This window comes from Mesorhizobium sp. Root552, assembly GCF_001427285.1.
Lineage (GTDB): Bacteria > Pseudomonadota > Alphaproteobacteria > Rhizobiales > Rhizobiaceae > Mesorhizobium.
Map to the genome: position 1 here is coordinate 1 of NZ_LMFV01000007.1, position 22,915 is coordinate 22,915.

At 59.6% G+C, this 22,915-nt stretch carries 21 protein-coding genes and 2 pseudogenes; 19 read left to right on the top strand and 4 right to left on the bottom strand.

All coding sequences use genetic code 11. From position 1 onward, the window contains the following. The first annotated feature begins 18 nt into the window (after positions 1–18). A complete protein-coding gene (locus tag ASD50_RS04030) occupies positions 19–726 on the top strand; it encodes an SOS response-associated peptidase (RefSeq protein ID WP_056236692.1) in 708 nt (235 codons plus the stop codon). A gap of 3 nt (positions 727–729) precedes the next feature. Here the strand turns inward: ASD50_RS04030 and ASD50_RS04035 are convergent, their stop codons facing one another. Continuing rightward, a complete protein-coding gene (locus ASD50_RS04035; protein ID WP_056236504.1) occupies positions 730–993 on the bottom strand; it encodes a hypothetical protein in 264 nt (87 codons plus the stop codon). Between the two features lie 679 nt (positions 994–1,672). Here ASD50_RS04035 and ASD50_RS04040 point away from each other — a divergent pair. Further along, positions 1,673–2,020, top strand: a complete 348-nt coding sequence (locus tag ASD50_RS04040; RefSeq protein WP_056236505.1) for a hypothetical protein — start codon at positions 1,673–1,675, stop codon at positions 2,018–2,020. Positions 2,021–2,214: 194 nt separating this feature from the next. Further along, entirely contained in the window at positions 2,215–2,586 is a 372-nt protein-coding gene (locus ASD50_RS23740; protein WP_244484424.1) for a hypothetical protein, read from the top strand. Here ASD50_RS23740 and ASD50_RS04050 read toward each other — a convergent pair. Next, entirely contained in the window at positions 2,583–2,798 is a 216-nt protein-coding gene (locus ASD50_RS04050) for an AAA family ATPase (RefSeq protein ID WP_056236510.1), read from the bottom strand. The two genes, ASD50_RS23740 and ASD50_RS04050, sit on opposite strands and share 4 nt — an antisense overlap. Before the next feature lie 860 nt (positions 2,799–3,658). On the opposite strand from ASD50_RS04050, the gene ASD50_RS04055 reads away from it, so the two are divergent. The 8 genes and pseudogenes from ASD50_RS04055 to ASD50_RS04090 form a co-directional block, all read left to right on the top strand. Beyond that, positions 3,659–4,390, top strand: a complete 732-nt coding sequence (locus ASD50_RS04055) for a FadR/GntR family transcriptional regulator (RefSeq protein WP_056236694.1) — start codon at positions 3,659–3,661, stop codon at positions 4,388–4,390. 56 nt (positions 4,391–4,446) lie between these two features. Continuing rightward, entirely contained in the window at positions 4,447–5,955 is a 1,509-nt protein-coding gene (locus ASD50_RS04060; RefSeq protein ID WP_056236512.1) for an ABC transporter substrate-binding protein, read from the top strand. 77 nt (positions 5,956–6,032) lie between these two features. Beyond that, positions 6,033–6,980 (top strand): ABC transporter permease, encoded by a 948-nt coding sequence (locus tag ASD50_RS04065; RefSeq protein ID WP_056236515.1) that lies wholly within the window; start codon positions 6,033–6,035, stop codon positions 6,978–6,980. Then, a complete protein-coding gene (locus tag ASD50_RS04070; RefSeq protein ID WP_056236518.1) occupies positions 6,977–7,855 on the top strand; it encodes an ABC transporter permease in 879 nt (292 codons plus the stop codon). The genes ASD50_RS04065 and ASD50_RS04070 overlap by 4 nt, the downstream gene beginning before the upstream one ends. A 22-nt stretch (positions 7,856–7,877) precedes the next feature. Next, entirely contained in the window at positions 7,878–9,662 is a 1,785-nt protein-coding gene (locus ASD50_RS04075) for a gamma-glutamyltransferase family protein (protein WP_056236696.1), read from the top strand. 2 nt (positions 9,663–9,664) lie between these two features. Beyond that, positions 9,665–10,420 (top strand): DUF1028 domain-containing protein, encoded by a 756-nt coding sequence (locus tag ASD50_RS04080; protein ID WP_056236521.1) that lies wholly within the window; start codon positions 9,665–9,667, stop codon positions 10,418–10,420. A 43-nt stretch (positions 10,421–10,463) separates the two neighbouring features. Then, positions 10,464–12,320, top strand: coding sequence for an ABC transporter ATP-binding protein (locus ASD50_RS04085; RefSeq protein WP_056236523.1), 1,857 nt, complete (start codon positions 10,464–10,466; stop codon positions 12,318–12,320). A gap of 96 nt (positions 12,321–12,416) precedes the next feature. Continuing rightward, positions 12,417–12,872 (top strand): annotated as a pseudogene (locus ASD50_RS04090) (ABC transporter ATP-binding protein); the annotation flags it as partial. A gap of 12 nt (positions 12,873–12,884) precedes the next feature. Here the strand turns inward: ASD50_RS04090 and ASD50_RS04095 are convergent. Beyond that, entirely contained in the window at positions 12,885–14,072 is a 1,188-nt protein-coding gene (locus tag ASD50_RS04095; protein ID WP_056236528.1) for an ROK family transcriptional regulator, read from the bottom strand. Positions 14,073–14,315: 243 nt separating this feature from the next. On the opposite strand from ASD50_RS04095, the gene ASD50_RS22260 reads away from it, so the two are divergent. From ASD50_RS22260 to ASD50_RS04130, 8 genes and pseudogenes are all read left to right on the top strand, one after another. After that, positions 14,316–16,880 carry an ATP-binding cassette domain-containing protein gene (locus ASD50_RS22260; protein WP_244484425.1) on the top strand — a complete coding sequence of 855 codons (2,565 nt, stop codon included), beginning with the start codon at positions 14,316–14,318 and terminating at the stop codon, positions 16,878–16,880. Further along, on the top strand, positions 16,880–17,884 hold the full coding sequence (locus tag ASD50_RS04105; RefSeq protein WP_056236530.1) for an ABC transporter permease: 1,005 nt from the start codon (positions 16,880–16,882) through the stop codon (positions 17,882–17,884). The genes ASD50_RS22260 and ASD50_RS04105 overlap by 1 nt, the downstream gene beginning before the upstream one ends. 28 nt (positions 17,885–17,912) lie before the next feature. Continuing rightward, the gene (locus tag ASD50_RS04110) at positions 17,913–18,914 is read left to right on the top strand and encodes a rhamnose ABC transporter substrate-binding protein (protein WP_056236699.1); all 1,002 of its coding nucleotides are present in this window, start codon (positions 17,913–17,915) and stop codon (positions 18,912–18,914) included. A gap of 75 nt (positions 18,915–18,989) precedes the next feature. Then, complete coding sequence (locus tag ASD50_RS04115; protein ID WP_056236532.1) at positions 18,990–19,775, top strand: glutamine amidotransferase; 786 nt, start codon at positions 18,990–18,992, stop codon at positions 19,773–19,775. Between the two features lie 30 nt (positions 19,776–19,805). Continuing rightward, positions 19,806–20,054, top strand: a 249-nt coding sequence (locus ASD50_RS22915) for a transaldolase family protein (protein ID WP_274533310.1), incomplete at its 3' end; no start/stop codon positions are given. 1 nt (position 20,055) lies between these two features. Next, a pseudogene (locus ASD50_RS04120) lies at positions 20,056–20,559 on the top strand (transaldolase family protein); the annotation flags it as partial. A gap of 13 nt (positions 20,560–20,572) precedes the next feature. Next, positions 20,573–21,181 (top strand): nucleoside triphosphate hydrolase, encoded by a 609-nt coding sequence (locus ASD50_RS04125; RefSeq protein ID WP_413813872.1) that lies wholly within the window; start codon positions 20,573–20,575, stop codon positions 21,179–21,181. 58 nt (positions 21,182–21,239) lie between these two features. After that, a complete protein-coding gene (locus ASD50_RS04130; RefSeq protein WP_056236536.1) occupies positions 21,240–22,259 on the top strand; it encodes an LLM class flavin-dependent oxidoreductase in 1,020 nt (339 codons plus the stop codon). On the opposite strand, the gene ASD50_RS04135 is transcribed toward ASD50_RS04130, so the two are convergent. Next, the gene (locus tag ASD50_RS04135; RefSeq protein WP_056236538.1) at positions 22,256–22,909 is read right to left on the bottom strand and encodes a cysteine hydrolase family protein; all 654 of its coding nucleotides are present in this window, start codon (positions 22,907–22,909) and stop codon (positions 22,256–22,258) included. The genes ASD50_RS04130 and ASD50_RS04135 overlap by 4 nt on opposite strands. Positions 22,910–22,915: the final 6 nt, after the last annotated feature.

Below are 22,915 nucleotides of genomic sequence, written 5' to 3' on the forward strand. Positions count from 1 at the left end.
ATGCCTATCGTCCAGCTTATGTGCGGACGTGTTCATGTCAAACGGTCGCTTGCCGACATGGTTGCAAAGTTCTCCTTTGCCGATCCTTCGGGCGCGGCAGGGCTGGAGAACCAGTTTCCACGCTGGAATGGCGCTCCCCGCCAAATGTATCCGATCATCGTTGTTGATGAGATCGCGAGACGTTCCAGTGCCTTTGTAAAGGCGCGCTGGGGCCTGATCCCGCGATGGGTTACGGATGAGAGTGGCGGAAGGCAGCCGATCAACGCAAAGGCAGAGACGATCAAGGTGCTGCCCTCGTTCCGCTCGGCATACCGCACTGGGCGGGCGCTTATGCCAATCGACGGCTTTTTCGAGTGGAAGGACATCCACGGCACCGGCAAGAACAAGCAGCCCTACGCCATTGCGATGAAGTCGGGCGCACCGTTCGCCCTGGCTGCGATCCATGATGAGTGGGTGCATCCGACCACAAGAGAGGTAATCAAGACGTTCGCCGTTATCACCTGCGAACCGAACCGGATGATTGCCGATATCCATGACAGGATGCCCGTCATCCTGAAGCCGGAAGACTATGACCGCTGGTTGTTCGATCCCGATCCGGCAGACCTCATGAAGCCGTTTCCGGACGAACTCATGACCATGTGGAAGATCGGCAGCAAGGTCGGTAAGCCGGTGAACAACACGCCCGATATCCTAGACCCACTCAGGGATGACCTGTTCGACCTTTGACGGCTATTCCATGTCCGGTACATCGCCAGCCGTGAACAACGTCGTCGGTGCGCCATATTCCCCAAGATCGGGATTGGCGTCACGGCTCCATGCAATCACACCGGCGTGCTTGTCGGCAAGAGAGCGCGCCAGCGTCACGGCCCGTTCCTCTGATCGCTGGTCGGCGGGACCGAAGGCGGTGAACAGGTTGCCGTCATCGTCCTTGTCGAACGCCATGACGACGATCAGCTTCGGCATTTTCCGTTGAGGCAATACGTGGTCGGACATGTCGAGCCCTCATATGATGGCCGACGCGGTTTGCACCTTCAGGAGGGAGGGAATACTCCGCGCCGGCCTGACGGTCCTTTTCAGGTCCGCCGCTTGGAATAGATGGAGCGCGCTACCCCGTTCGTCAAATATCCGATTGCGTAGGGCAAGAAGGTTCGGGATTTCTCGCCTAAACTGCGGGAAAAGGGAGCGCCCTAACTTTCGATAAGTCGTTGTATATCAATCCGATATACACCCCGCCCCTGGGCACCAAGATTCGCAAGCCTCGCTGCAGCCGCTTTCCTTAGGCCATGTGCCGGGCAATGCGGTAGGCCAGCCTCATCGCAGCGCTTTCGAAACCAGTTGCCGAAACCGTTGGCTGAAAACGGCTTCCGAAACTCAGTTGCCAGAAACGTCAGATCGCCGCACGGCGAAGCATCGACAATCGTCTGAAGCTCAGGTCGGGCCTTGATGATACCGTTTGCAGCTTCGGGCGTTTCTGTGCGCGCATATATGGCATGGCTCCAGTTCAGCAAAATAATCCTCGGCTTGACGCCTTGCGCACGCGGGAACGAGCAAAAAGATAGGACTTTTATCCTCTCGTGCGCCTAAAGTTTATGACGAACTGTTACACGATGCAACAATTCTGTGATATCTTTAACGGGTACTCATCGTCAGACTAACAAAAGGGAGAACAACGATGACAAACCCAGAATGGGTAAAGCCCGGCATGTTAGGCGCAGTAGTCGGCGCTATCGGGATTGCGGTAATAGGTTTTTCGTGGGGAGGCTGGGTCACTGGTGGAACCGCTGAAAAGATGGCCGAAGACGCCAGCGTCAAAGCGGTTGTAGGTGTGCTGACACCGTATTGCATTGCGCAGTCCAAGAGCGCACCGAACTCGGCAGAGGTACTCGCGGCGCTCGAAGCGGCAAAATCCTATGAACGGCGCGGCATTATCGAAAAGGCGGGATGGGCAACTCCCCTTGGAAAAGAAAAACCCAACGACAAACTAGCGGTCGCGTGCAGCACCGCTCTGGCGTCTACCTAAGCGCATATGGCGGCGGCTTCAGGGCCGTCGTCTCTCCCGTTGGACTGCTGCCAATCCCAAAAATTTCTTCTACAGCTGTGGTGAAGCTGTTGCCCATCACCGGCTGGTGCCATGACATCGCCAGAATGTGCAGTCGCCCCTACCACTTGAATTATATGTCTGCTTGGCCGACATAGGCCTCATGACAATTGCGATTGCTCATCGAAAAGGGCCGATCCAAATCGGCTAGCCGCCTGGTGCCGCCACCTGCGATGGCAAGCGCGGCGCCAGGGCAAATCTCACACCAATTCAATTTGAACCGCCAATCTGGTCATCGCCACCTGCGCGATACCGGGCGGCGACGGCACATGGATATCGCAATGACCTTTCAATTTAGCGCAACCTTCCCGATCAGTGGCCCGAACAAGCTGCCCCGTTTCAAGACGTGGGCCGAGACCAATGTCCCCGGCGTCGCTATACACACTCCACCGCAGGTTCCTGTGAAGGCAACGGCCATGACGATCCGGTTGAAATCCGATACGGATCGACAGACCGTTATGGGCAAGTTGGCAACCGCAAAACTCTAAACGGCGCGCTGCCGGCGGATAGTGGCGCCGCCGGCGGTCTGCTTCGCCACCGCATGAAGGCGTCTGTCGATTTCATCCTGCGGATCTTCCGCATTGATGTACCAAACCCGCAACGGCGCCTTCAGCGACCCATCTGAATCAAGCAAAGGCCGTCCGATCACCATCGCCAGCACCTCCGATACGGCATGCGCCGATGCGAGGTAGTCAAACACCTGTCAGACGTTGACCACTGAAAAATCGGTGGGCCGGGATTCTGAAAAACTCAATGAACAGTGGGGCAATCGAAGTGTTCCACTTTTGCCTAAACTGTTGAGTTATTTATCTTTAAGTTCTCCACCCTGGGCACCATCTGGCCCCAGAGACCGAATTCTTTCACATAATCCACACCATGGCGCGGCAAGGGGCGCAACAATGAACCGCCAATGTGAGGCTTTTCACAGAACGGGCTTTTTCATTGTCGGAATGTCCCCGCGCAGGGGCTGACGCATAGAACCCGACTGTTGCACATTCAGTCGCGTTGCCCCTTGCAACCGATCAGTGCCGAGCCAGCGCATCATGGATGACAGCCCGCCAAGCGGCAGTTTGCGTACGGCGCTATTCTCATGTCCGCCCGATGCTTTTTGGCAGCGCTTGGAACAAAGTCTGGCCAAGACCATTGTCCTCTTGCAAAAAACAGGAGGGCTACATGCTTCGAGGTTTCATACTTTGGCTACTTGGTGTCCCGTTGATCGGCATCATCATTCTGTATCTGCTCGGATATCTGTGATCCCCTTGCCCAAGGTCGCCGCTCACGGGCCCAGAGCCACGATCTAATCCGGCTGGACGAGGGTGCGGAACGCGCCCGCCCACATCGCGCTGCCCAGGCCCATGCGGCACATGGCTTTGCGGCGCGGCGAAAACGAAACAGTTCTCGTTACGCTCCCAGCACGACAATCGACACAGCTCCTCCCCTCAGCCGGGGAGCTGTGCCGTTCGTTTTATCGATTTCAACCCAATTTCAGAAATCACTTGACTGCACCCATCATTTCCATCTGAATTGAACCAATTGCAAATTGGTACGCACCATTGCGCCATATCGATGGATGAGCCTCGCGGAAACTCCAACTACGCGCTTGAGAAGCTAAGGGAGCTTCTCCAGTCGGGCGAGGTTGGCGCCGATGGAAAATTGCCAACCGAACGCACGCTCTCCGATCGTCTTGGTCTTGGACGCCGCGCCATTCGACGCGCGCTGGAGGTGCTTGAGGCGGAGGGCCGAATCTGGCGGCGTCAAGGATCCGGCACCTATGTCGGTTTGCGGCCGGACGGCTGGAGCGAACATCTCGGCGCAATCGTCGCAGGCACCGACTTCATGGAAATCATGGAGGTGCGGCTGCGCATCGAACCTCAACTGGCACAACTGGCGGCACTTCGGGCCAAGGCGCCCGACGTCGAGCGGATGTACGACCTGATCGACAAGACGCGTCAAAGCACTGATGCGGACGGGCATGAACTTTGGGATGGCGCATTGCACCGCCAGGTTGCCCAGTGCGCCGGCAACACGTTCTTTCTCGCTATCTTCGATGTGGTCAACCGGGTCAGGCAGGATCCAGCCTGGCAAACCATTCGCGAGCGCGCACGCAACGCAACAAGAAGCATGCCGCTAAGCCATCGCCAGCACCTGGCGATTGTCGATGCAATCGCCGCGCATGATCCGGTTAGGGCCGGCGAAGCGATGCGGCAGCATCTGCTGACACTGCAGGAGAGCTTGATCCGTCTTACATCGCTGGATCGTCAGGAAACGGAGGCAGAGAAGGAACTTAGCTAAGCGAGACACTTCGGCACGACAGACTGGCCGAAGTGAAAAATGGGAGGAAAACAAAAATGAGAATTACCAGATTTCTGCCGGCGCTGGTGGCAGGAGCGCTGTTTGCGCTGCCCGCAGCCGCGACTGAACTTAAAATCGGCTTGCAGGACGATGCGGATATACTCGATCCGGCGCAATCCCAGACCTTCGTCGGCCGCATCGTATATACGGCGCTGTGCGACAAGCTGGTCGACGTCTCGCCGGATTTGCAGATCGTGCCGCAACTCGCAACCGAGTGGCATTGGTCCGATGACGGCAAGGAACTGTCGATGAAACTTCGCGAAGGTGTGAAGTTTCACGACGGCACACCGTTCAACGCAGAGGCCGTTGTCTATGACATCACGCGTTCGATGACATTGCCTGAATCCAAGCGCAAAAGCGAACTCAAGTCCGTCGAAAAAGTCGAAGCAACCGGCGAGTACGAGGTCAAGTTTACCCTGAAAGGGCCGGACGTGACCCTTCTCGCGTCACTTTCGGACCGGGCAGGTATGATGATTTCGCCGACGGCGGCCAAGGAAATGGGACTGGATTTCGGCAACAAGCCAGTGTGCTCAGGGCCTTTCAAGTTCGTCGAAAGGGTGCAGCAGAGCCGCATCGTGCTTGAGAAATTCCAGGACTACTGGAACAAGGACAATATCTTCATCGACAAGCTCACGTACATGCCGATCCCGGACACGACCGTGCGCCTTGCCAATCTGCGCGCCGGTGATCTCGACATGATCGAGCGTCTGGCGGCAAGTGACGCCGCAGCTGTTAAGTCGGACCCCGGTCTCTCGTACGAAAGTGTTGTCGGCACCGGCTGGCTTGGCATCTATTTCAATGTCGGCGACAGCGCGCAGGCCGACAATCCGCTCGGCAAGGATAAGCGCCTGCGTCAGGCCTTCTCGCTGGCAATCGACCGCGAGGCGGCCAACCAGATCGTCTACGAGGGCACCTCGGTTGCCGGGAACCAGCCGTTCAGCCCGCAAAGCCCGTGGTACGACAAGGATATTCCAGTTCCGGCCCGCGACATCGAAAAAGCGAAGGCACTGGTCAAGGAAGCCGGCTTCGACCGCGTGCCGGTCGAATTGATCGTCACCAACAATCCGGTCAGCATGCAGATGATGCAGGTCGTCCAGTCGATGGTGGCGGAAGCCGGCTTCGACGTTTCCCTGAAGGCGACCGAGTTCACCACGCTGCTCGACGAAATGGAGGCCGGCAACTATCAGGTCGGCCGATCCGATTGGTCAGGGCGCGCCGATCCTGATGGCAACATTCATCAATTCCTGACCTGCAAGGCGGCACTCAACCAGTCCAAATACTGCAATCCGGAAGTCGACAAACTTCTCAACGAAGCGCGACAGGCCCCGGACACTGCCGTTCGCAAGCAGAAATACGACGCCGCGGCAGCAATCCTGCAGGACGACCTGCCGATGACCTATATCGGCCATCAATCATGGATCTGGGCGCTGAACAAGAAAGTCAGCGGGTTCGTCGCTTCTCCTGACGGCATGATCCGACTTGCCGGCGTGAAGAAAGCCGACTGAGCAATGGCAGTCGCCGGTCGGGGTGCACCCCTCGCCCGGCGTCGCATTGCGTGAAACCGCGGCTGCAGGAAGCGCCCATGTACAGCTACATCGCAAAGCGGCTTCTGGTCGCCATTCCGACGCTATTGATCATTTCCGTGTTCGTATTTTCGCTGCAGAAGCTCTTGCCGGGCGATCCGGTACTTGCCATGGCAGGCGAGGAACGCGACCCGCAAGTGATTGAGTACCTGCGCGAGAAGTACCGGCTCAACGATCCTGTTCCAATTCAATATGCTCACTGGCTGGGTTCTGCGCTCCAGGGTGATCTCGGCATTTCCCTGCGCACCAATCTGCCGGTCTTGACGCTCGTGGGGCAAAAGCTGCCCGTCACAATTCAGCTTGCGATCATGTCGATGATCTTTGCCTTCGCGATAGGCATACCCATGGGTATCCTGGCGGCGGTGAAGAAGAACACTGCGCTCGACTACATTGCCAATGTGGTTGCGCTGTCGGGGCTATCGATCCCGAACTTCTGGCTGGGGATCATGCTGATCCTGCTTGTTTCGGTGAACCTCGGCTGGCTGCCGGCTTCGGGATACCGGCCGTTTTTCGAAGACCCGCTCAATTCCATCAAGACCATGCTTATGCCGGCGTTCGTCCTGGGTAACGCCTTGGCGGCTACGCTGATGCGCCACACACGCTCCGCCATGCTCAGTGTGCTCAGCGCCGATTACATACGCACTGCTCGTGCCAAAGGGCTTTCGGAACGAAAGGTGGTGCTTGAGCACAGCTTCCGCAACGCGGTCCTACCCATCGTTACATTGAGCGCGCTTTTGTTCGGCGAACTTCTCGCGGGCGCGGTGTTGACCGAGCAGATATTTACCATTCCCGGTTTCGGCAAACTGATCGTCGATGCCGTCTTCACCCGCGACTATGCGGTTGTGCAAGGCGTGGTGCTTTGCACGGCGATCGGCTTCATCCTGATGAACCTCATCGCCGACGTCCTCTATGTCGTCCTCAATCCGCGCATGAGGGCCAATCTATGACCACCGTCGAACAGGTCGTGCTTTCGGCGCCTGCGAGCCAACGTCCGCAAAGCCGGGCATGGCGCAAGCTGAAGGCCAACAAGGGTGCGTTGGTCGGACTGGCGATCATCACATTCTTCACCGTCCTTGCGCTCACCGCGCCGCTGCTTCCTATTGCCGACCCGAACGGTACAAACTGGTCGGCAATCCGCAAGGCGCCATCAGCGGCCTACTGGCTAGGTACCGATGATATAGGCCGCGATATCCTGGCTCGCATGATCTGGGGTGCGCAGGCATCTCTTTTGGCCGGTGTGCTGTCGGTCGCCATTGCCGTTGTTATCGGCGTGCCATTCGGCCTTGTCTCGGGTTATTTCGGTGGCTGGATCGACCAGATCATCTCGCGCATTACCGAAGCCTTCCTTGCCATGCCGTTCCTGATAACGGCCATCGCACTGGCCGCTTTCCTCGGCCCGAGCCTGATGAATGCCATGATTGCCATCGGGTTGTCGGCGATGCCCGTTTTTATCAGGCTGACACGCGGCCAGGTACTTTCGGTCAAAAACGAAGACTATGTCGAAGGCGCGCGCTCGATCGGCCTCAGGCACTACACCATCATCAAGCGATACATCCTGCCCAACGTCTTCGCCCCGATCCTCGTACAGGCAACACTGATGATCGCGACTGCCATCATCGCGGAGGCCAGCCTTTCCTTCCTCGGCCTCGGCCAACAGCCGCCGGCGCCAAGCTGGGGCTCGATGCTGAACGTCGCCAAGAACTACCTCTCACAAGCGCCCTGGATGGCGATGTGGCCTGGGGCCGCGATCTTCCTCGTGGTCATCGGCTTCAACCTTCTGGGCGACGGACTGCGCGACGCGCTTGATCCGCGCGAAGCATGATTTGCCAAAAGGACATTGCATGATGAACTCATTTACGACCCGTCCCGAAATCCTGGGAACCTTCGGCGTCGTCGCTTCCACCCACTGGATCGCTTCGGCGGTCGGCATGAGCATCCTCGAGAAAGGCGGCAATGCTTTCGATGCCGCGGTGGCAATGGGGTTCGTTCTGCAAGTCGTGGAACCACATCTTGTCGGCCCGGGCGGGGACATGCCGGCCGTGCTCTATTCGAAGAAGAACGACAAGGTTGAAGTCATCTGCGCGCAGGGCCCGGCCCCCGCCGGGGCCACCATCGAACACTACACGTCCGAGGGGCTGAAGATGATCCCCGGCGACGGCTTGCTGGCGACAGTTATTCCGGGATCATTCGACGGCTGGATGCTGATGCTGCGCGACTACGGCAGTATGAGCGTGCGCGATGTCCTGGAGCCGGCAATCTACTATGCTGAGCGCGGACATCCGGTGTTGCCGCGCGTGTCTGCAACAATCGAGGGGCTGGTCGAATTTTTCAAGTCCGAGTGGCCGACCTCTGCTCAAACATGGTTGCCGGGCGGTTCGGCGCCAGCCCCGCATTCGAATGTAATGAACCTGGATCTTGCCGCCACATGGAAGCGCATCATCGCAGAGGCAGAGGCAAAAAGAGGGCGGGAAGAGCAGGTCGAAGCCGCACGCAACGCCTTCTACCGTGGCTTCGTGGCCGAGGTGATCGGCAACTACTTCGCAACCGCCGAGGTCATGGACGCAAGCGGCAGCCGCCACAAAGGCGTGCTGAGCGCAGATGACATGGCAGGCTGGTCGGCGACGATCGAAGCGCCCCTGACCTACGACTACCACGGCTGGACAGTCGCCAAGACCGGCCCTTGGGGCCAAGGGCCGGTCTTGTTGCAGATGCTGTCGATCCTCAAGGGTTTTGACATCGCGGGGATGGACCCTGTCGGCGCCGATTTCGTCCATGTCGTCACCGAGGCAATGAAACTCGCCTTCGCCGACCGCGACGTCTACTACGGTGACCCGAAATTCTCCGATGTGCCGGTGGCCCATCTGTTATCGGACACTTATGCGGCGGCGCGGCGCAAGCTCATTTCCCCGCAGTCGTCACTCGACCTTCGACCGGGCCTTGTGCCGGGTTTTGAAAAGCAGTTCGACCTGACAACGGCCATGTTGGGCGAGGATTCACGAACGGGCGCCGTTTATGAGCCGACCATGGCCCATCTGTCCGAGAAGCGCGGCGACACCGTCCATATCGATGTCATCGACCGCGAAGGCAACATGGTTTCGGTGACACCGTCAGGCGGCTGGCTGCAATCTTCGCCAACCGTCCCCGGGCTTGGCTTCTGCCTGAACACGCGCGGCCAGATGTTCTGGCTCAAACCCGGCCTGCCGACCTCTCTGGTGCCCGGCAAGCGTCCACGCACCACGCTTACGCCATCGATCGCTCTCTATGAGGGCCGCCCGACCTTGTCGTTCGGCACGCCCGGCGGCGACCAGCAGGAGCAATGGCAGCTTTCATTCTTCCTGCGCCATGTCCATCACGGGCTGAACCTGCAGGCGGCAATAGACCAACCCTTGTTTCACACGGCCCATTTCCCAGCATCCTTCTACCCACGCACGCGTGAACCGGGCAGCCTGATCGCCGAAGCGTCTTTCGGCAAAAGTGTCCTCGACGAGTTGAGCAAAAAGGGGCATCGCCTGACGGTTGCCGACGAATGGACCGTCGGACGCCTCACTGCAGCGAAGCGCGATGCGGATGGGTTGTTGCGCGCGGCTGCAACGCCGCGCCTGATGCAGGCCTATGCTGTAGGGAGGTAGTCGTGACCTGGTCCATCGTCGCAAGAGATGCCGAAACCGGCCATCTGGGAATTGCCGTCGCCAGCAGATTTTTTGCCGTGGGCGGGGTGGTGCCGTACATTCGTGGCAATATCGGCGCCGTCGCGACGCAAGCATTTGTCAACCCGCTCAACGGTGTCGACGGGCTGGCACTGCTGGCGGCTGGCAAAGCTCCCTCGGATATTGTCACGGAACTGGCTGATCGGGATGCAGGCCGCGACCAGCGGCAGTTCCACCTCATAGACGGGGAAGGGCGCAACGCCGCCTATACCGGGTCCAAATGCATCAACTGGGCCGGGCATATTGTCGACGACAATGTTTCGCTTGCCGGCAACATGCTCGCGGGGCCGCAGGTGCTGCAAGCAACGTTCGAAACCTTTCGCGGAACTGCGGCGAAACCACTCGCAGAACGTCTCCTTGAGGCCATGCAAGCTGGCGAGGACGTAGGCGGCGACAAGCGCGGCAAGCAATCCGCGGCATTGGTTATCTATCGCGATCAGGACTACGGCTGGCTAAGCCTGCGCGCCGATGACCATGGCGATCCCTTGGCGGAATTGCGACGCCTCTACGCCGTGGCGCAAGAGCGCTACCTCTATGTGGCGGAGACCATGGCGACCCGTCAAAACCCATCCGGCATGATCGACAGGCGCGAAATCGACCAGAAGATCGCGACGCTTGAGGCGGAGCGGATTGCGACTGGCCGCAAATCGGTCTCGCTCGCCACTACGGCCGCAACTTGAGCGAGGCACGCATGGCAACGGAACCAGGTCGCGCGAGACAGCCATGAAAAACCCGATAGACCCGCTGCTTTCCAAACCCGCCTCTGCCGCAAGCGCGCCGGTACTCTCCGTGTCCGACCTGACCACATCCTTTCTCATCGATGGCATATGGAAGCCGGTCGTCAGAAACGTCTCGTTTGAGGTCGCACCCGGAGAAACCGTTGCTATCGTTGGTGAAAGCGGCTCCGGAAAAAGCGTTACATCGCTGTCGATCATGCGCCTGCTCGCCAAGAGATCCAGTCGGATCGAAGGGTGTGTCATGCTCAACGGCAGAGATGTGCTTTCACTCCCCGAAAAGGAGATGCAACAGGTGCGTGGCAACGACGCTGCCATGATTTTTCAGGAGCCGATGACCAGTCTGAACCCAATTTTCACGATCGGGCGGCAGATTTCAGAGGCTCTGACCTGCCACGGAGATATCAGCAAGATTGAAGCCCGGGCGGAAACTATCCGCCTGCTGGAAAAGGTCCGTATTCCGAATGCGGCCTCACGCTTTGAGGACTACCCGCACCAGTTTTCCGGCGGCATGCGGCAGCGCGTCATGATCGCCATGGCGCTCGCCAGCAAGCCCAAACTGCTCATAGCCGACGAACCCACCACCGCCCTCGACGTTACCATTCAGGGGCAAATCCTCGACCTCATAAAGCTGCTTCAGGAAGAGGAGGCTATGTCGGTTCTGTTCATCACCCATGACATGGGCGTGGTGGCGGAAATCGCAGACCGCACCATCGTGATGTTCAAGGGTGAAGCGATCGAAACCGGAACGACCGAGGATATATTCCACAAAGGCAAGCATCCCTATACGAGGGCGCTGCTATCGGCCGTCCCTCGCCTCGGCTCGATGACCGGCCACAAATGGCCTTTGCGGTTTCCGACCGTCGATGCCGCGACAGGTGCGCGCATCGAACCAATTGAAGTCGCCGACACCGTCGACCGCCGCACGCAGCCGATCCTGAAAGTCGAAAACCTGACGACACGCTTCGATATCCGTGATGGGTTGTTCAGCCGCAAGATCGGTGCAGTTCATGCCGTCGAGAGCGTCTCCTTCGAACTTTTCCAGGGGGAGACGCTGGCACTGGTCGGTGAATCGGGATGCGGCAAGTCAACCACAGGCCGTTCCATAACGCGCCTTGTCGAACCGAACGCAGGCAAGGTGGATCTCGACGGCCGCAATGTTCTAAGCCTGGGCACATCCGAACTTCGCGAAATGCGGCGCGGCATCCAGATGATTTTCCAAGATCCGTTCGCCAGCCTCAACCCGCGCATGACGATCGGCGCGACAATCGCCGAACCGATTGTCGAGCATGGAATTGGAAAGCCGACCCAAGCCCGGCAAAAGGCTGCGGACCTGCTCGAGCGCGTCGGCTTGAATGCCGACATGATGACGCGCTACCCGCATGAATTTTCAGGCGGCCAACGCCAGCGCATCTGCATCGCAAGGGCATTGGCGCTCGACCCGAAAGTCATCGTCGCCGACGAGAGCGTGTCGGCGCTCGACGTATCGATCAAGGCACAGGTCTGCAACCTGCTGATGGATCTGCAACAGAGCCTGCAACTGGCATTCCTGTTCATTTCCCACGACATGGCCGTCGTCGAGCGCGTCAGTCATCGCGTCGCAGTCATGTATCTGGGCGAGATCGTGGAGATCGGACCGCGGGAGTCGGTATTCGGCAATCCACAACACTCCTATACCAGGAAGCTGATGGCTGCGGTTCCCGTGCCCGATCCGGCACGGCGCGGGATCAAGCGTAACCTCAAGGCGGACGAACTCAAGAGCCCTGTACGTCCCGTCGGATATGTGCCGCCAACCCCGAATTATCGTAATGTTGGGTCCGGGCATATTGTGCGGATCGAGGCTTGAGCAAACGAGGCTGGACCGCCGCAGCTGTTGCTGCTCGCAATGAAACCGTCCGGTTGGTCGCGTGTGTTGCTGCAAAGGGCGACAACTTGCGATGGCCCGCATGAATTTTCCGGCGGCCAGCGCGTCTGCATTGCGCGCGCACTCGCGTTGAAGCCCAAGCTGATCATTGCCGATGAGAGCGTGTCCGCGCTCGACGTTTCAGTTCAGGCGCGGGTGCTGGAGTTGCTGAAGGAACTGCAACGGGAATTCGGCATCGCCTACCTGTTCATCTCGCATGACATGGCGGTCGTCGAGAACATCTCCGATCGCGTCGCAGTGATGTATCTCGGCCAGATCCTGGAGATGGGCACGCGAGATCAGGTGTTCTCGAACCCTTCCCACCCCTACACCAGACGCCTGATCGAAGCCGTTCCGGTACCGGACCCGGCAAGGCGGCGCATCCGCTTCGAGCGTCTGGATAAGGAAATCCCGAGCTCAACCTACAAGGTCGGCGACGCGCCCCACAAAGTGGCTTTGCAGGACATCGGCGGCGGGCATCTCGTCGCCATTTAGACGTGAAAAGATTTAGCGGAAATCGACGAGGCTGCCCGTCAGGTTGCTCGCGTTCTTGCCGATCATCAGAACGCTGCTATCAGGCGCCAGCAGTGCTGTCATCGGCAATGTCGCAGCCCCGATCGGTGACGCTTGCGAACCGAATTGACCGCTCAGGATTTCTGGAGGCACGATACCAAGGGCGGATATCCGATTGAACTGCATCTGCACCTGATTCAAAAGCTCAAGGTGAATTGGCCTCGGCAGGATGCTGTCCAATATGATCGCCTCGAGGTCGATGACCGAGGTGATTGCGATTATCGCCTCCACCAACGCGCCAGCGCAATCGTCCATCCACTCGGCCAATGGCGCGCGCGCCGCAGCCGGCAGCGGGTCCAGTTCGCGGATGCGGTTGATCTCTACGCCGCGCGACCTCAGATGATTGACCAGCACGTAGATCGACGCCCGATGCAGCAGGCTTTGGTATCTCGCCGGCTTGGCTGCCATGGAATCGAGGCTGGATGGCGACACCGGCAAAGGACCGAGCGCAGCGCTGTTGCCATGCGGCCCAGTATGCACTTTTCCATTCTGCACAAGACCCCCGCCGATGAACGTATCGATGGAAATGTGCATGAAGTCGCGAAAGCGCGAACCGACACCTAAAACCAGTTCGGCATGGGCCGAGGATGAGGCATCGTTCTCGACAAAGACGGGTGTCTTCGGGTCCACGTTAAAGAAGTTCGTCAGGTCATACGCTTCCCATCGGCTGTCCAGGTCGCTTGGAAAATCCAGTTCTTCACTCCAGCCCCCGAGAAAATAGGGCGATGCAATGCCAAGTCCGACAATGGACGCCTCACCCAGACGCTCCACCTGAAGCTTGAAATTCGCCAAGGCCGCATTTCCGGCCTTCAGAACCAAGGCCGGATCCGGATAGCCATATTCGTGCTCTTCCCGCGAGCGCACATTGCCGACAAAATCGATCATTACCGCCTCAAGGGCGCGTCGTCCGATCTTGATCCCGATGCTGAACAGACGTTCGGCGTTGAGTCGATAAAGCGTGGAAGGCGAGCCCCGCTGGCCAAATCTTTTTCCAACCTGCTTTATAAAGCCGGATGCTTCCAGGCTGTCGACGATGTCCGCGACGGCGGCATTGGTCAGGTTTGCAGTTCGGGCCAGATCCGACTTCGAGGCCTCCCGCAGACGCCGGATAGCATCGAGCACAAAGCGCTCGTTGTAATGTCGCAGCTTAACGGAATTACTGCCTTTTCCCGACAAAAAGCCACTCCCCTCGGCGCTCGTCAACGCACCTGCTCACCACCGCCATCACCTATCCGCATATTATCCGGCGGGGTCAAGGGGGATGCGGTTCTGTCCCCGCCGAACCATCCGGAGCGATTTACCGATTGCAACATCACTTCATTTAATATAGCAAGTTAAAAAAAGATATAGCACATGGGAGGATATGTGCTGGACACTCACGCGACCGTCGACCGGCCCCAAAGCGATGCCACCACTGCCGCGCCGCTTGCACTCAAGGACGTCACGAAGGCGTTTGCAGGCACTATCGCGCTCAAGGATGCCAGCATCGAACTGCGCGCGGGCGAGGTGCTGGCGCTTCTGGGCGAAAACGGGGCTGGAAAAAGCACCTGCGTAAAGCTTCTCGCCGGCGTCTATACGCCCACGGAAGGCAGCGTCGTCCTGGACGGGCAGCCGGAGATCTTTCACTCGCCGCTTGATGCACAGACGGCAGGCATTGCCGTCATGCACCAGCATCCGGGTCTTTTCCCCGACCTGTCGATCGCCGAAAACATCTATCTTGGCCACATGCCGCGCGACAGCTTCGGTGGCATCGACCACTCCGCTATCCTGTCCGGCGCGCGCAAGGTCATTGCCTTGGTCGGCCTCGATGTTCCTGTCGAGACCCGCCTCGGCACGCTCCGGACATCCGAGCAGCAGTTGGTGGAAATCGCGCGCGCGCTCTCGCTCGAGGCTCGCGTCCTCATCATGGACGAGCCGACCGCCGCGTTGTCCCAGCGCGAGGTCGAGCGTCTGTTCAGCGTTGTCGGCGAACTGCGGCGGCGCGGTGTTGCGATGATGTTCGTCGGACATCGCATGGACGAGATTTTCCGCATCGCCGATCGCATCGCCGTGCTGCGCGACGGTCGTCTGATCGATGTCAGGAAGAAGGATGAACTGACGCGTGCCGCGGCAATTGCCATGATGGTCGGCCGCGAGATCAGCGACTTGTACCCCGACAGAAGCCACCAGCCAGGCGAGGTCGTTCTGGAAACCAGAGTGCTTTCGTGCGGCGATGCTTTCTCGGGCATCGACCTCACTCTGCGCGAGGGCGAAGTTCTTGGCCTAGGTGGCCTCGTCGGAAGCGGCCGTACCGAAATTGCCCGCGTTCTTTTTGGCATCGACAGACCCGACAGCGGAGAGATCCTCGTCGACGGCAAACGGGTCAGCTTCGCCTCGGCGCGGGATGCGATGGATGCGCGTATCGCCTATGTGTCGGAAGACCGCATGGGGCAGAGCCTGGTGATGGATTTTCCCATCCTGGACAACGCCGTACTTCCTATTCTGGACAAGGCCGCGCCAAACGGTCTCTACAGCACCAGGCGTGCTACCGATCTGGTTGCGGATTGGCTCAAGCGCATGAAATTGCGGTTTGCTGGCTATGACCAGCCGGTCAACCAGCTCTCGGGCGGCAATCAACAGAAGGTGGCGCTTGCCAAATGGCTGCGCACGGAACCTCGCATCCTCATTCTCGACGAACCGACGCAAGGCATTGACGTCGGCACCAAGGCCGAGGTCCACACAATGATCGCCGAGCTTGCCCGGCAGGGCATGGCAATCATCCTGATCTCTTCGGAGATGCCGGAACTGATCGGCATGTGCGACCGCATCGTCGTCTTGCGAGAAGGCCACAAGACGGCGGAATTCGCGCGCAAGGACGCAACCCAGGAAAAAGTTCTCGAAGCCGCCACCAAAAGTGGAGACCATGCGGTCGCTGCTTCGGCTGACGATGCGAATAGTCAAGAAGATCAACCGAGGCCTGGGCCATTCGATGCCTTCAAACGGCGCGAGCTTGGACTGCTCGCCGCCATGCTTGCCGTCATCATCCCGGTTGCGATCATCAATCCGCGCATCTTCAGCGCCGCCAACATAACGGCCGTATCGATGGATGCATCGTTGCTGGTAATCGCAGCACTTGCGCAGATGCTTGTGCTGATTACGCGCAACATCGACCTGTCCATCGCGTCCGTGATCGGCCTGTCCGCCTATATGGCGGCGAGCATGGTGCAATCGTATCCGGGCCTCGACATCCTGATGGGTCTGTCAACGGCCTGTGCTGTCGGGCTTGTCGCCGGCCTGCTCAATGGCATCGTCGTCACCAAGGGCAACATCCCGGCAATTGTCGTTACGCTCGCCTCGATGTCGATCTTTCGCGGCTTCGACTCGCTTTGGGCAGCTGGCGATCAGGTCAGCGCCGACGAAGTTACCCAATCATGGCTGGACATGACCAACCAGCGCATCGTTGGCATACCCCTGATCGTGCTGATCGCCATTTTCGTGGTCGCTGCGACCTACGTCATCCTTTACCGCACCGCCTTTGGCCGCGAACTGTTTGCGGCAGGTTCCAACCCGGAAGGCGCGCGGCTGATCGGCATACCGGTTGACCGACGCATCCTTGCCGCCTTCGCATTGGCAGGCCTGCTTGGCGGCCTTTGCGGCGCGCTATGGGCCTCGCGCTATGCCACGATCGACGCCCGCGTCGCTCTAGGCTTCGAACTGACCGTGATCGCCGCAGCAGTCGTTGGCGGGGTCGCCATCCGGGGTGGCGCCGGAACGCTGCTGGGGGTTGTGTTCGGCTCGCTTGCGCTTCTCGTCATCAAGAACGGACTGACGCTGGTTCGCGTCGACCCGCTCTGGCTCCAGGGCGTCTATGGCCTCGTCATTCTCGTGGCCATCGGCATCGACTCGCTGATCGTCCGCCGTACGCAGCAATCCGGCCGCAGGAGGCCTTGATGCGGAAATTTTTCGCCTCCATAGACTTTTGGGACATGTTGCTGGCAGCAGCCTGCCTCGCCACTTTCCTCTACGCGGCCATTTTCGTTCCGAATTTCCTGTCCGGCTTCAATCTCTCGCAGCTGGCGGCGAGCGCCTCGGAAAAGGCTCTGCTGATCCTGCCGATGACCCTTCTCATCATAACGCGCGAGATTGACCTGTCGATCGCATCGGTGCTGGCGCTGACATCGGTGATCTTCGGTCTTGCTGTCCAGTCGGGAATCCCGGCGCTTGCCGCAATCCCGCTGACACTGGTCTTTGGCGCAATCCTTGGTGCGTTCAACGGCTTTCTTGTCGCCGCCTTCGGCCTGCAATCCCTCGTGGTGACCCTTGGCACGATGGCGCTCTACAGGGGCATCGGCTACATCCTGCTCGGCACAGGGTCGGTCAACATACTGCCGCCGACAATAGTGGATTTCGGCATCAACAACTTCCCGGGCACGCAAATTCCCTGGACGGTAGTCCCCTTCCTGCTGCTTGCGCCCATCTTTGCCATCGTCCTTCAAAAGACGCCGACCGGAAAGCGCATCTACGCGCTCGGCGGCAATCCGGAAGTTGCGCGCTACTCGGGCATCGACATAAGGCGAATGGTGTTCCGGCTTTTCGTCGTGTCGGGCGTCGTCGCCGCGATTGCCGGCATCGTCTATACGGCCCGCCTCTCCAACGCCCGCGCCAACAACGCACTCGGCATGGAGCTTGATGTCATCACCATCGTGCTGCTCGGCGGCGTCAGCGTCTTCGGCGGCAAGGGCAAGCTCACCGGCGTCATGCTGGCGCTCGCCCTCATCGCCATCATCCGCAACGTGCTTGCCCTCAACCAGATCGGCGGAGACGCCCAGGGCATGGTGATCGGGCTTTTGCTGATCGGATCGCTTCTGGTCGGCAATTTTTGGCGCTCCGCTCAGGAGACAAGGCAGAGATCGCGCGCAATGCGCGAAACACAAAGGGTGAGTTCGGCCCCTTGAATGAAGCCCGAATAGTATGGAGGAAAAAATGAAAGCGTTTCGACTGGCACTTCTTGCGTCGGCTGTCCTCTTGGCCCCGACCGGACTCGCCCTCAGCCAGGAATGCGCCAAGGAACCGGTAACCGTTGGCTTCCTGCCCAAGCTCGATACCGACCCCTATTTCAAGGTTGCCCAGCAAGGGGCCGAGGAAGCAGCCAAGGAGATCGGCGGAAAGGTCGTCCAGGTCGCTCCCTCGCAGGCGACTGCCGAAGCCCAGATCGAATTCATCAACAGCCTCGTATCACAGCAAGTTGGCGTGATTGCCATCTCGGCCAACGATGCAAACGCGGTTGCACCGGCGCTGAAGCGCGCCACACAACAAGGCGTGCGCGTCGTTTCCTATGATTCCGACGTCGCAGCCGATGCCCGTTCGGTCTTCGTCAATCAGGCCAAGGGCGACAGCCTTGCCGAAATGATGCTGGAAAGCGCCTACAACCTGATCGGCGGCGAAGGCGAGTTTGCAATCCTGTCCTCGACGCCGACGGCTACCAACCAGAACGCCTGGATCGACTTCATGAAGAAGAAGATGGAAGCCGAGCCGAAGTTCAGCAAGATGAAGCTGGTTCAGGTCGCCTATGGCGAAGAAAGCGAGCAGGTCAACCAGCAGCAGGCTCTGGCTCTGGTGCAGGCATTCCCTGGCCTGAAGGCGATCATCGTCCCGGCGGGTATAGGCCTGCCTGCGGCAGCCCGCGCGCTTGAGGAAGCCGGCATGATCGGCAAGGTCAAGCTGACCGGTCTTGCTCCGGCAACACTTATCTCCAAATACATCAAGGACGGCGCTGCCCAGGACATCTGGTGGAACGTCTCCGATCTCGGCTATCTGACCTACCAGACGGCTCAGGCACTTGCTCAGTGCAAGATCACCGGCAAGGAAGGCGAGAAATTCCAGGCCGGCCGCCTTGGCGAATACACGATCGGTGCAGGCGGCGAGCTCGTTCTCGGCCCGGCAAAGATCGTCACGCCCGACAATCTGGCCGAGTTCAAGTTCTGATCGGAATAAGGCAAGAGGGGCGCCGGCAGATGTCGGCGCCTCTCTGTCGTATTCCTATGCATGGGATTGTTTGACATGAATGTTCTGCTGGCCGGTGAAACGTTCTCGGCGATGACGTCGGTTGCCACTGGAGCCGACGTCATAACCGGCGCAACGTGGTCGAACGGGGCACTTGCCTTCAATGCCGCGCTCGCGGATGCCGGCATTGCGGTTACACAGATTGGCGGAGAGCGGTGCGGCGCGGAATTTCCCGTCGATCTGGCGACGCTGCAGCGCTATCGGGCAGTCGTTATCTCCGACGTCGGCGCGCTTACGCTCCTCGTCACGCCCGACACCCGAGCCGGCCGCACCGGCGTCAATCGCCTGGAGCTTCTCAAGACCTATGTCGAAGATGGCGGCGGGCTGGTGGTCGCGGGCGGATATATGGGCTTCCAAGGCATGTTTGGCACCGCGCGCTTCTACGATACGGCGGTCGAGGATGTGCTTCCGGTCCGCTGCCTTCCATTCAGCGATGGTCTGGAAGCTCCGGAAGGCCTTAGTGCCAGCGTGGTTCAAAAGGACCACCCCCTCCTCGACGGAATTGACGGGGCATGGCCCCCTATCCTCGGTCTCAACAAGCTCGACTTCCGGGCCGACGGTTCATCCCAGCTCATCGCTTCCTGTCCCTACCGAGGCACGAACTGGCCACTTCTGGCCGTCCGCCAATACGGCAAGGGCCGGACAGTGGCATGGGCAACCGACATAGGCCCGCACTGGCTGTCGCAGCAATTCGTCGCCTGGGAAGGCTATCCCAGGCTCATGGTCAACATGATCGACTGGGTGAGCGTGCGGCATGACCACCACACCCGGCATCAGAAATGACGTCTATCCGCAAAAGGTAAGGACACCTTCATGAAATTCTTCGTCGATACCGCCGACATCAAGGAAATCCGCGAGCTGAACGAGCTCGGCCTTGTCGACGGCGTCACCACCAATCCCTCGCTGATCCTGAAGTCGGGTGGCAAGATCGATGAGGTGACCCGCCAGATCTGCGACATCGTCTCCGGTCCGGTCTCCGCCGAAGTCACCGCCACCGACTATGCCGGCATGATGACTGAGGCCAAGGTGCTGGCCAGGATCGCCGACAACGTCGCCATCAAGNTCCGGTCCGGTCTCCGCCGAAGTCACCGCCACCGACTATGCCGGCATGATGACTGAGGCCAAGGTGCTGGCCAGGATCGCCGACAACGTCGCCATCAAGGTGCCGCTCACCTTCGACGGCCTCAAGGCCTGCAAGGCGATCCGTTCGGAAGGCCGCATGGTCAATGTCACACTGTGCTTTTCGGCCACCCAGGCGCTGCTCGCCGCCAAGGCCGGCGCTTCGTTCATCTCGCCTTTCGTCGGGCGTCTGGACGACACCGGCATCGAGGGCATGGACCTGATCTCCGAGATCCGCCAGATCTATGACAACTATGATTTCGCCACCGAGATCCTGGTCGCCTCGGTGCGCACCATCAACCATGTCAAGGATGCGGCATTGATCGGCGCCGACGTCGCCACCGTGCCGCCGGCCACGCTGCGTGCGCTGGTCAAGCATCCGCTCACCGACAAGGGTCTCGAAGCCTTCCTCGCCGACTGGGCAAAAACAGGCCAGAAAATCGGGTAGCATCTTGCAACAATTGAATGAGCTAGTGTCTCGTATCGTTGAGCTTGGCGATCACGAACGCCGGGCAATAATTGCGATTGCCGGTCCGCCCGGCTCCGGAAAATCTTTTCTCTCGGAAAGAACCTGCAACCTCTTGCCGCCGGGCAGCGCGCAGGTGGTGCCGATGGATGGCTTCCACTATGACAACGCGATCCTCGACGAGCTTGGACTTCGCAATCGCAAAGGCGCGCCAGAGACTTTCGATTTCGATGGTTTCGAAACAAACCTGAAACGCCTCCGGCACGACACAAACGGCGTGGCCGTTCCGGTGTTCGATCGGCCGATTGACCTCTCACGTGCCAGCGCCCGCCTGATCAGGCCGGAGACCAGATATATACTCGTGGAAGGCAACTACCTGCTGCTTGGCGAGGCACCATGGTCGGGCCTGAGGCCCTTGTTCGATTTTTCGATCTTCATCGACGTTCCCCGCGCCGAACTGGAACTGCGGCTGGTCAAGAGATGGCTTGACCTCGGCCATTCGGAAGCGTCGGCTCGCGCCTGGGTCGAGAACAACGACTTGAAGAACGTCGATCTTGTACTCGCATCGCGACAGCGCCCGGATTTCACATGGCATTTTGACTAGACAGACTGTCCACCAGTTCGATGTAGCGCTCCTACCCGAGCGTGAGTTAGACAGTTCCATGAAGAAAATTGGCTTTCTGTCGTTCGGGCATTGGACCCCCTCGCCCCAGTCGCAGACGCGGTCCGCGGCGGACGCGCTTCTGCAGTCCATCGACCTTGCCGTCGCGGCCGAACAGCTTGGCGCTGACGGAGCTTATTTCCGCGTCCATCATTTTGCCCGGCAACTTGCCTCGCCGTTTCCGCTTTTGGCCGCGGTTGGCGCGCGGACCAACCGGATCGAGATCGGCACAGCCGTCATCGACATGCGCTACGAAAACCCGCTCTACATGGCAGAAGATGCGGGTTCAGCCGACCTTATTTCCGGCGGACGCCTGCAACTCGGCATCAGCCGCGGATCGCCCGAGCAGGTGATCGATGGATGGCGCTACTTCGGCTATGTTCCCGAGGACGGCCAGACCGACGCCGACATGGCCCGCCGCCACTCAGAAGTTTTTCTGGAGTTGCTGCGCGGTCAAGGCTTTGCGCAACCCAATCCACGCCCGATGTTCCCCAACCCGCCCGGGCTGTTGCGCGTCGAGCCACATTCGGAAGGCCTGCGCGAACGCATCTGGTGGGGCGCTGCGACGAACGCCACCGCCGAATGGGCGGCGAAACTGGGAATGAACCTGCAAAGCTCGACGCTCAAGTTCGACGAGGGCGGCCTGCCGTTCCATGTCCAGCAAGCCGAGCAGATCAGGGCGTACCGGAAAGCATGGAAAGACGCCGGCCACACCCGCGAGCCTCGCGTCTCGGTAAGCCGCAGCATCTTCGCACTGGTGGACGATCGCGACCGGGCCTATTTCGGGGGCAGCGAAGGTGAGGACCACTTCGGCTATATCGAAGCGAATACGCGCGCCGTCTTCGGCCGTTCCTATGCGGCAGAGCCGCATGTCCTCATTGAAGAACTGAAAGGCGATGAAGCGATCGCCGAGGCGGACACGCTGCTGCTCACCGTCCCGAACCAGCTCGGCGTGGACTACAACGCCCATGTCATCGAGGCGATCTTGAAAGAGGTCGCGCCAGCCATGGGCTGGCGCTAGTCAACTATATCCGCAAGCTGGATAACCGGCGCCCAATTGGCGTCGACCCGTTTCAAGGTCGACTCCTCGTCGGCAGGATCTGAAGCCCCGCTACAATCGCCGACCACCAGTGGAATGAACCCGAAGTCGCGCGCGGTCCTCGCCGCCTGCTCGACACAGTGGTCCATATGGTAGCCGCAAATGATCAGCGTGCGGGTCCGCCACGTATTGAGCGTCGCCAAAAGCGGCGAGCCGAGGAACACGTTGCCGAACGACGTATAGACGCTGTCCAGGTCGCCTTCTTCACGCACCTCTGCGATCTCGTCGATCAACGCACCTTCCCAGGCCTTTTGGTCAGGCGTCCAGCGGCGGTTCTGATACCAGTAGTCATATTGCGCGGTATCGAGCGCCGTCGCCGGGTAGTGCTGGCGCAGATATTCATAGCGCAGCCATGCGACCGGGAAATTGCGCTCGCGAGCGAATTGGACAAGCCGAAGGATCTTCTCCAGCGAGCCGTTTTCGGCGCGGGCGCGCTTCCACAATCCATCGCCGCTTTGAGCGCCATCCTTGTGCAGGACGCCGTTGCTGGGATCGATTACCAGCAAGGCGGCGTCTTTCACGAAGTCGGAGAGATCAAGATCGCTCCATTGCGGATGGCGCCCTATGGCCATGGCTTA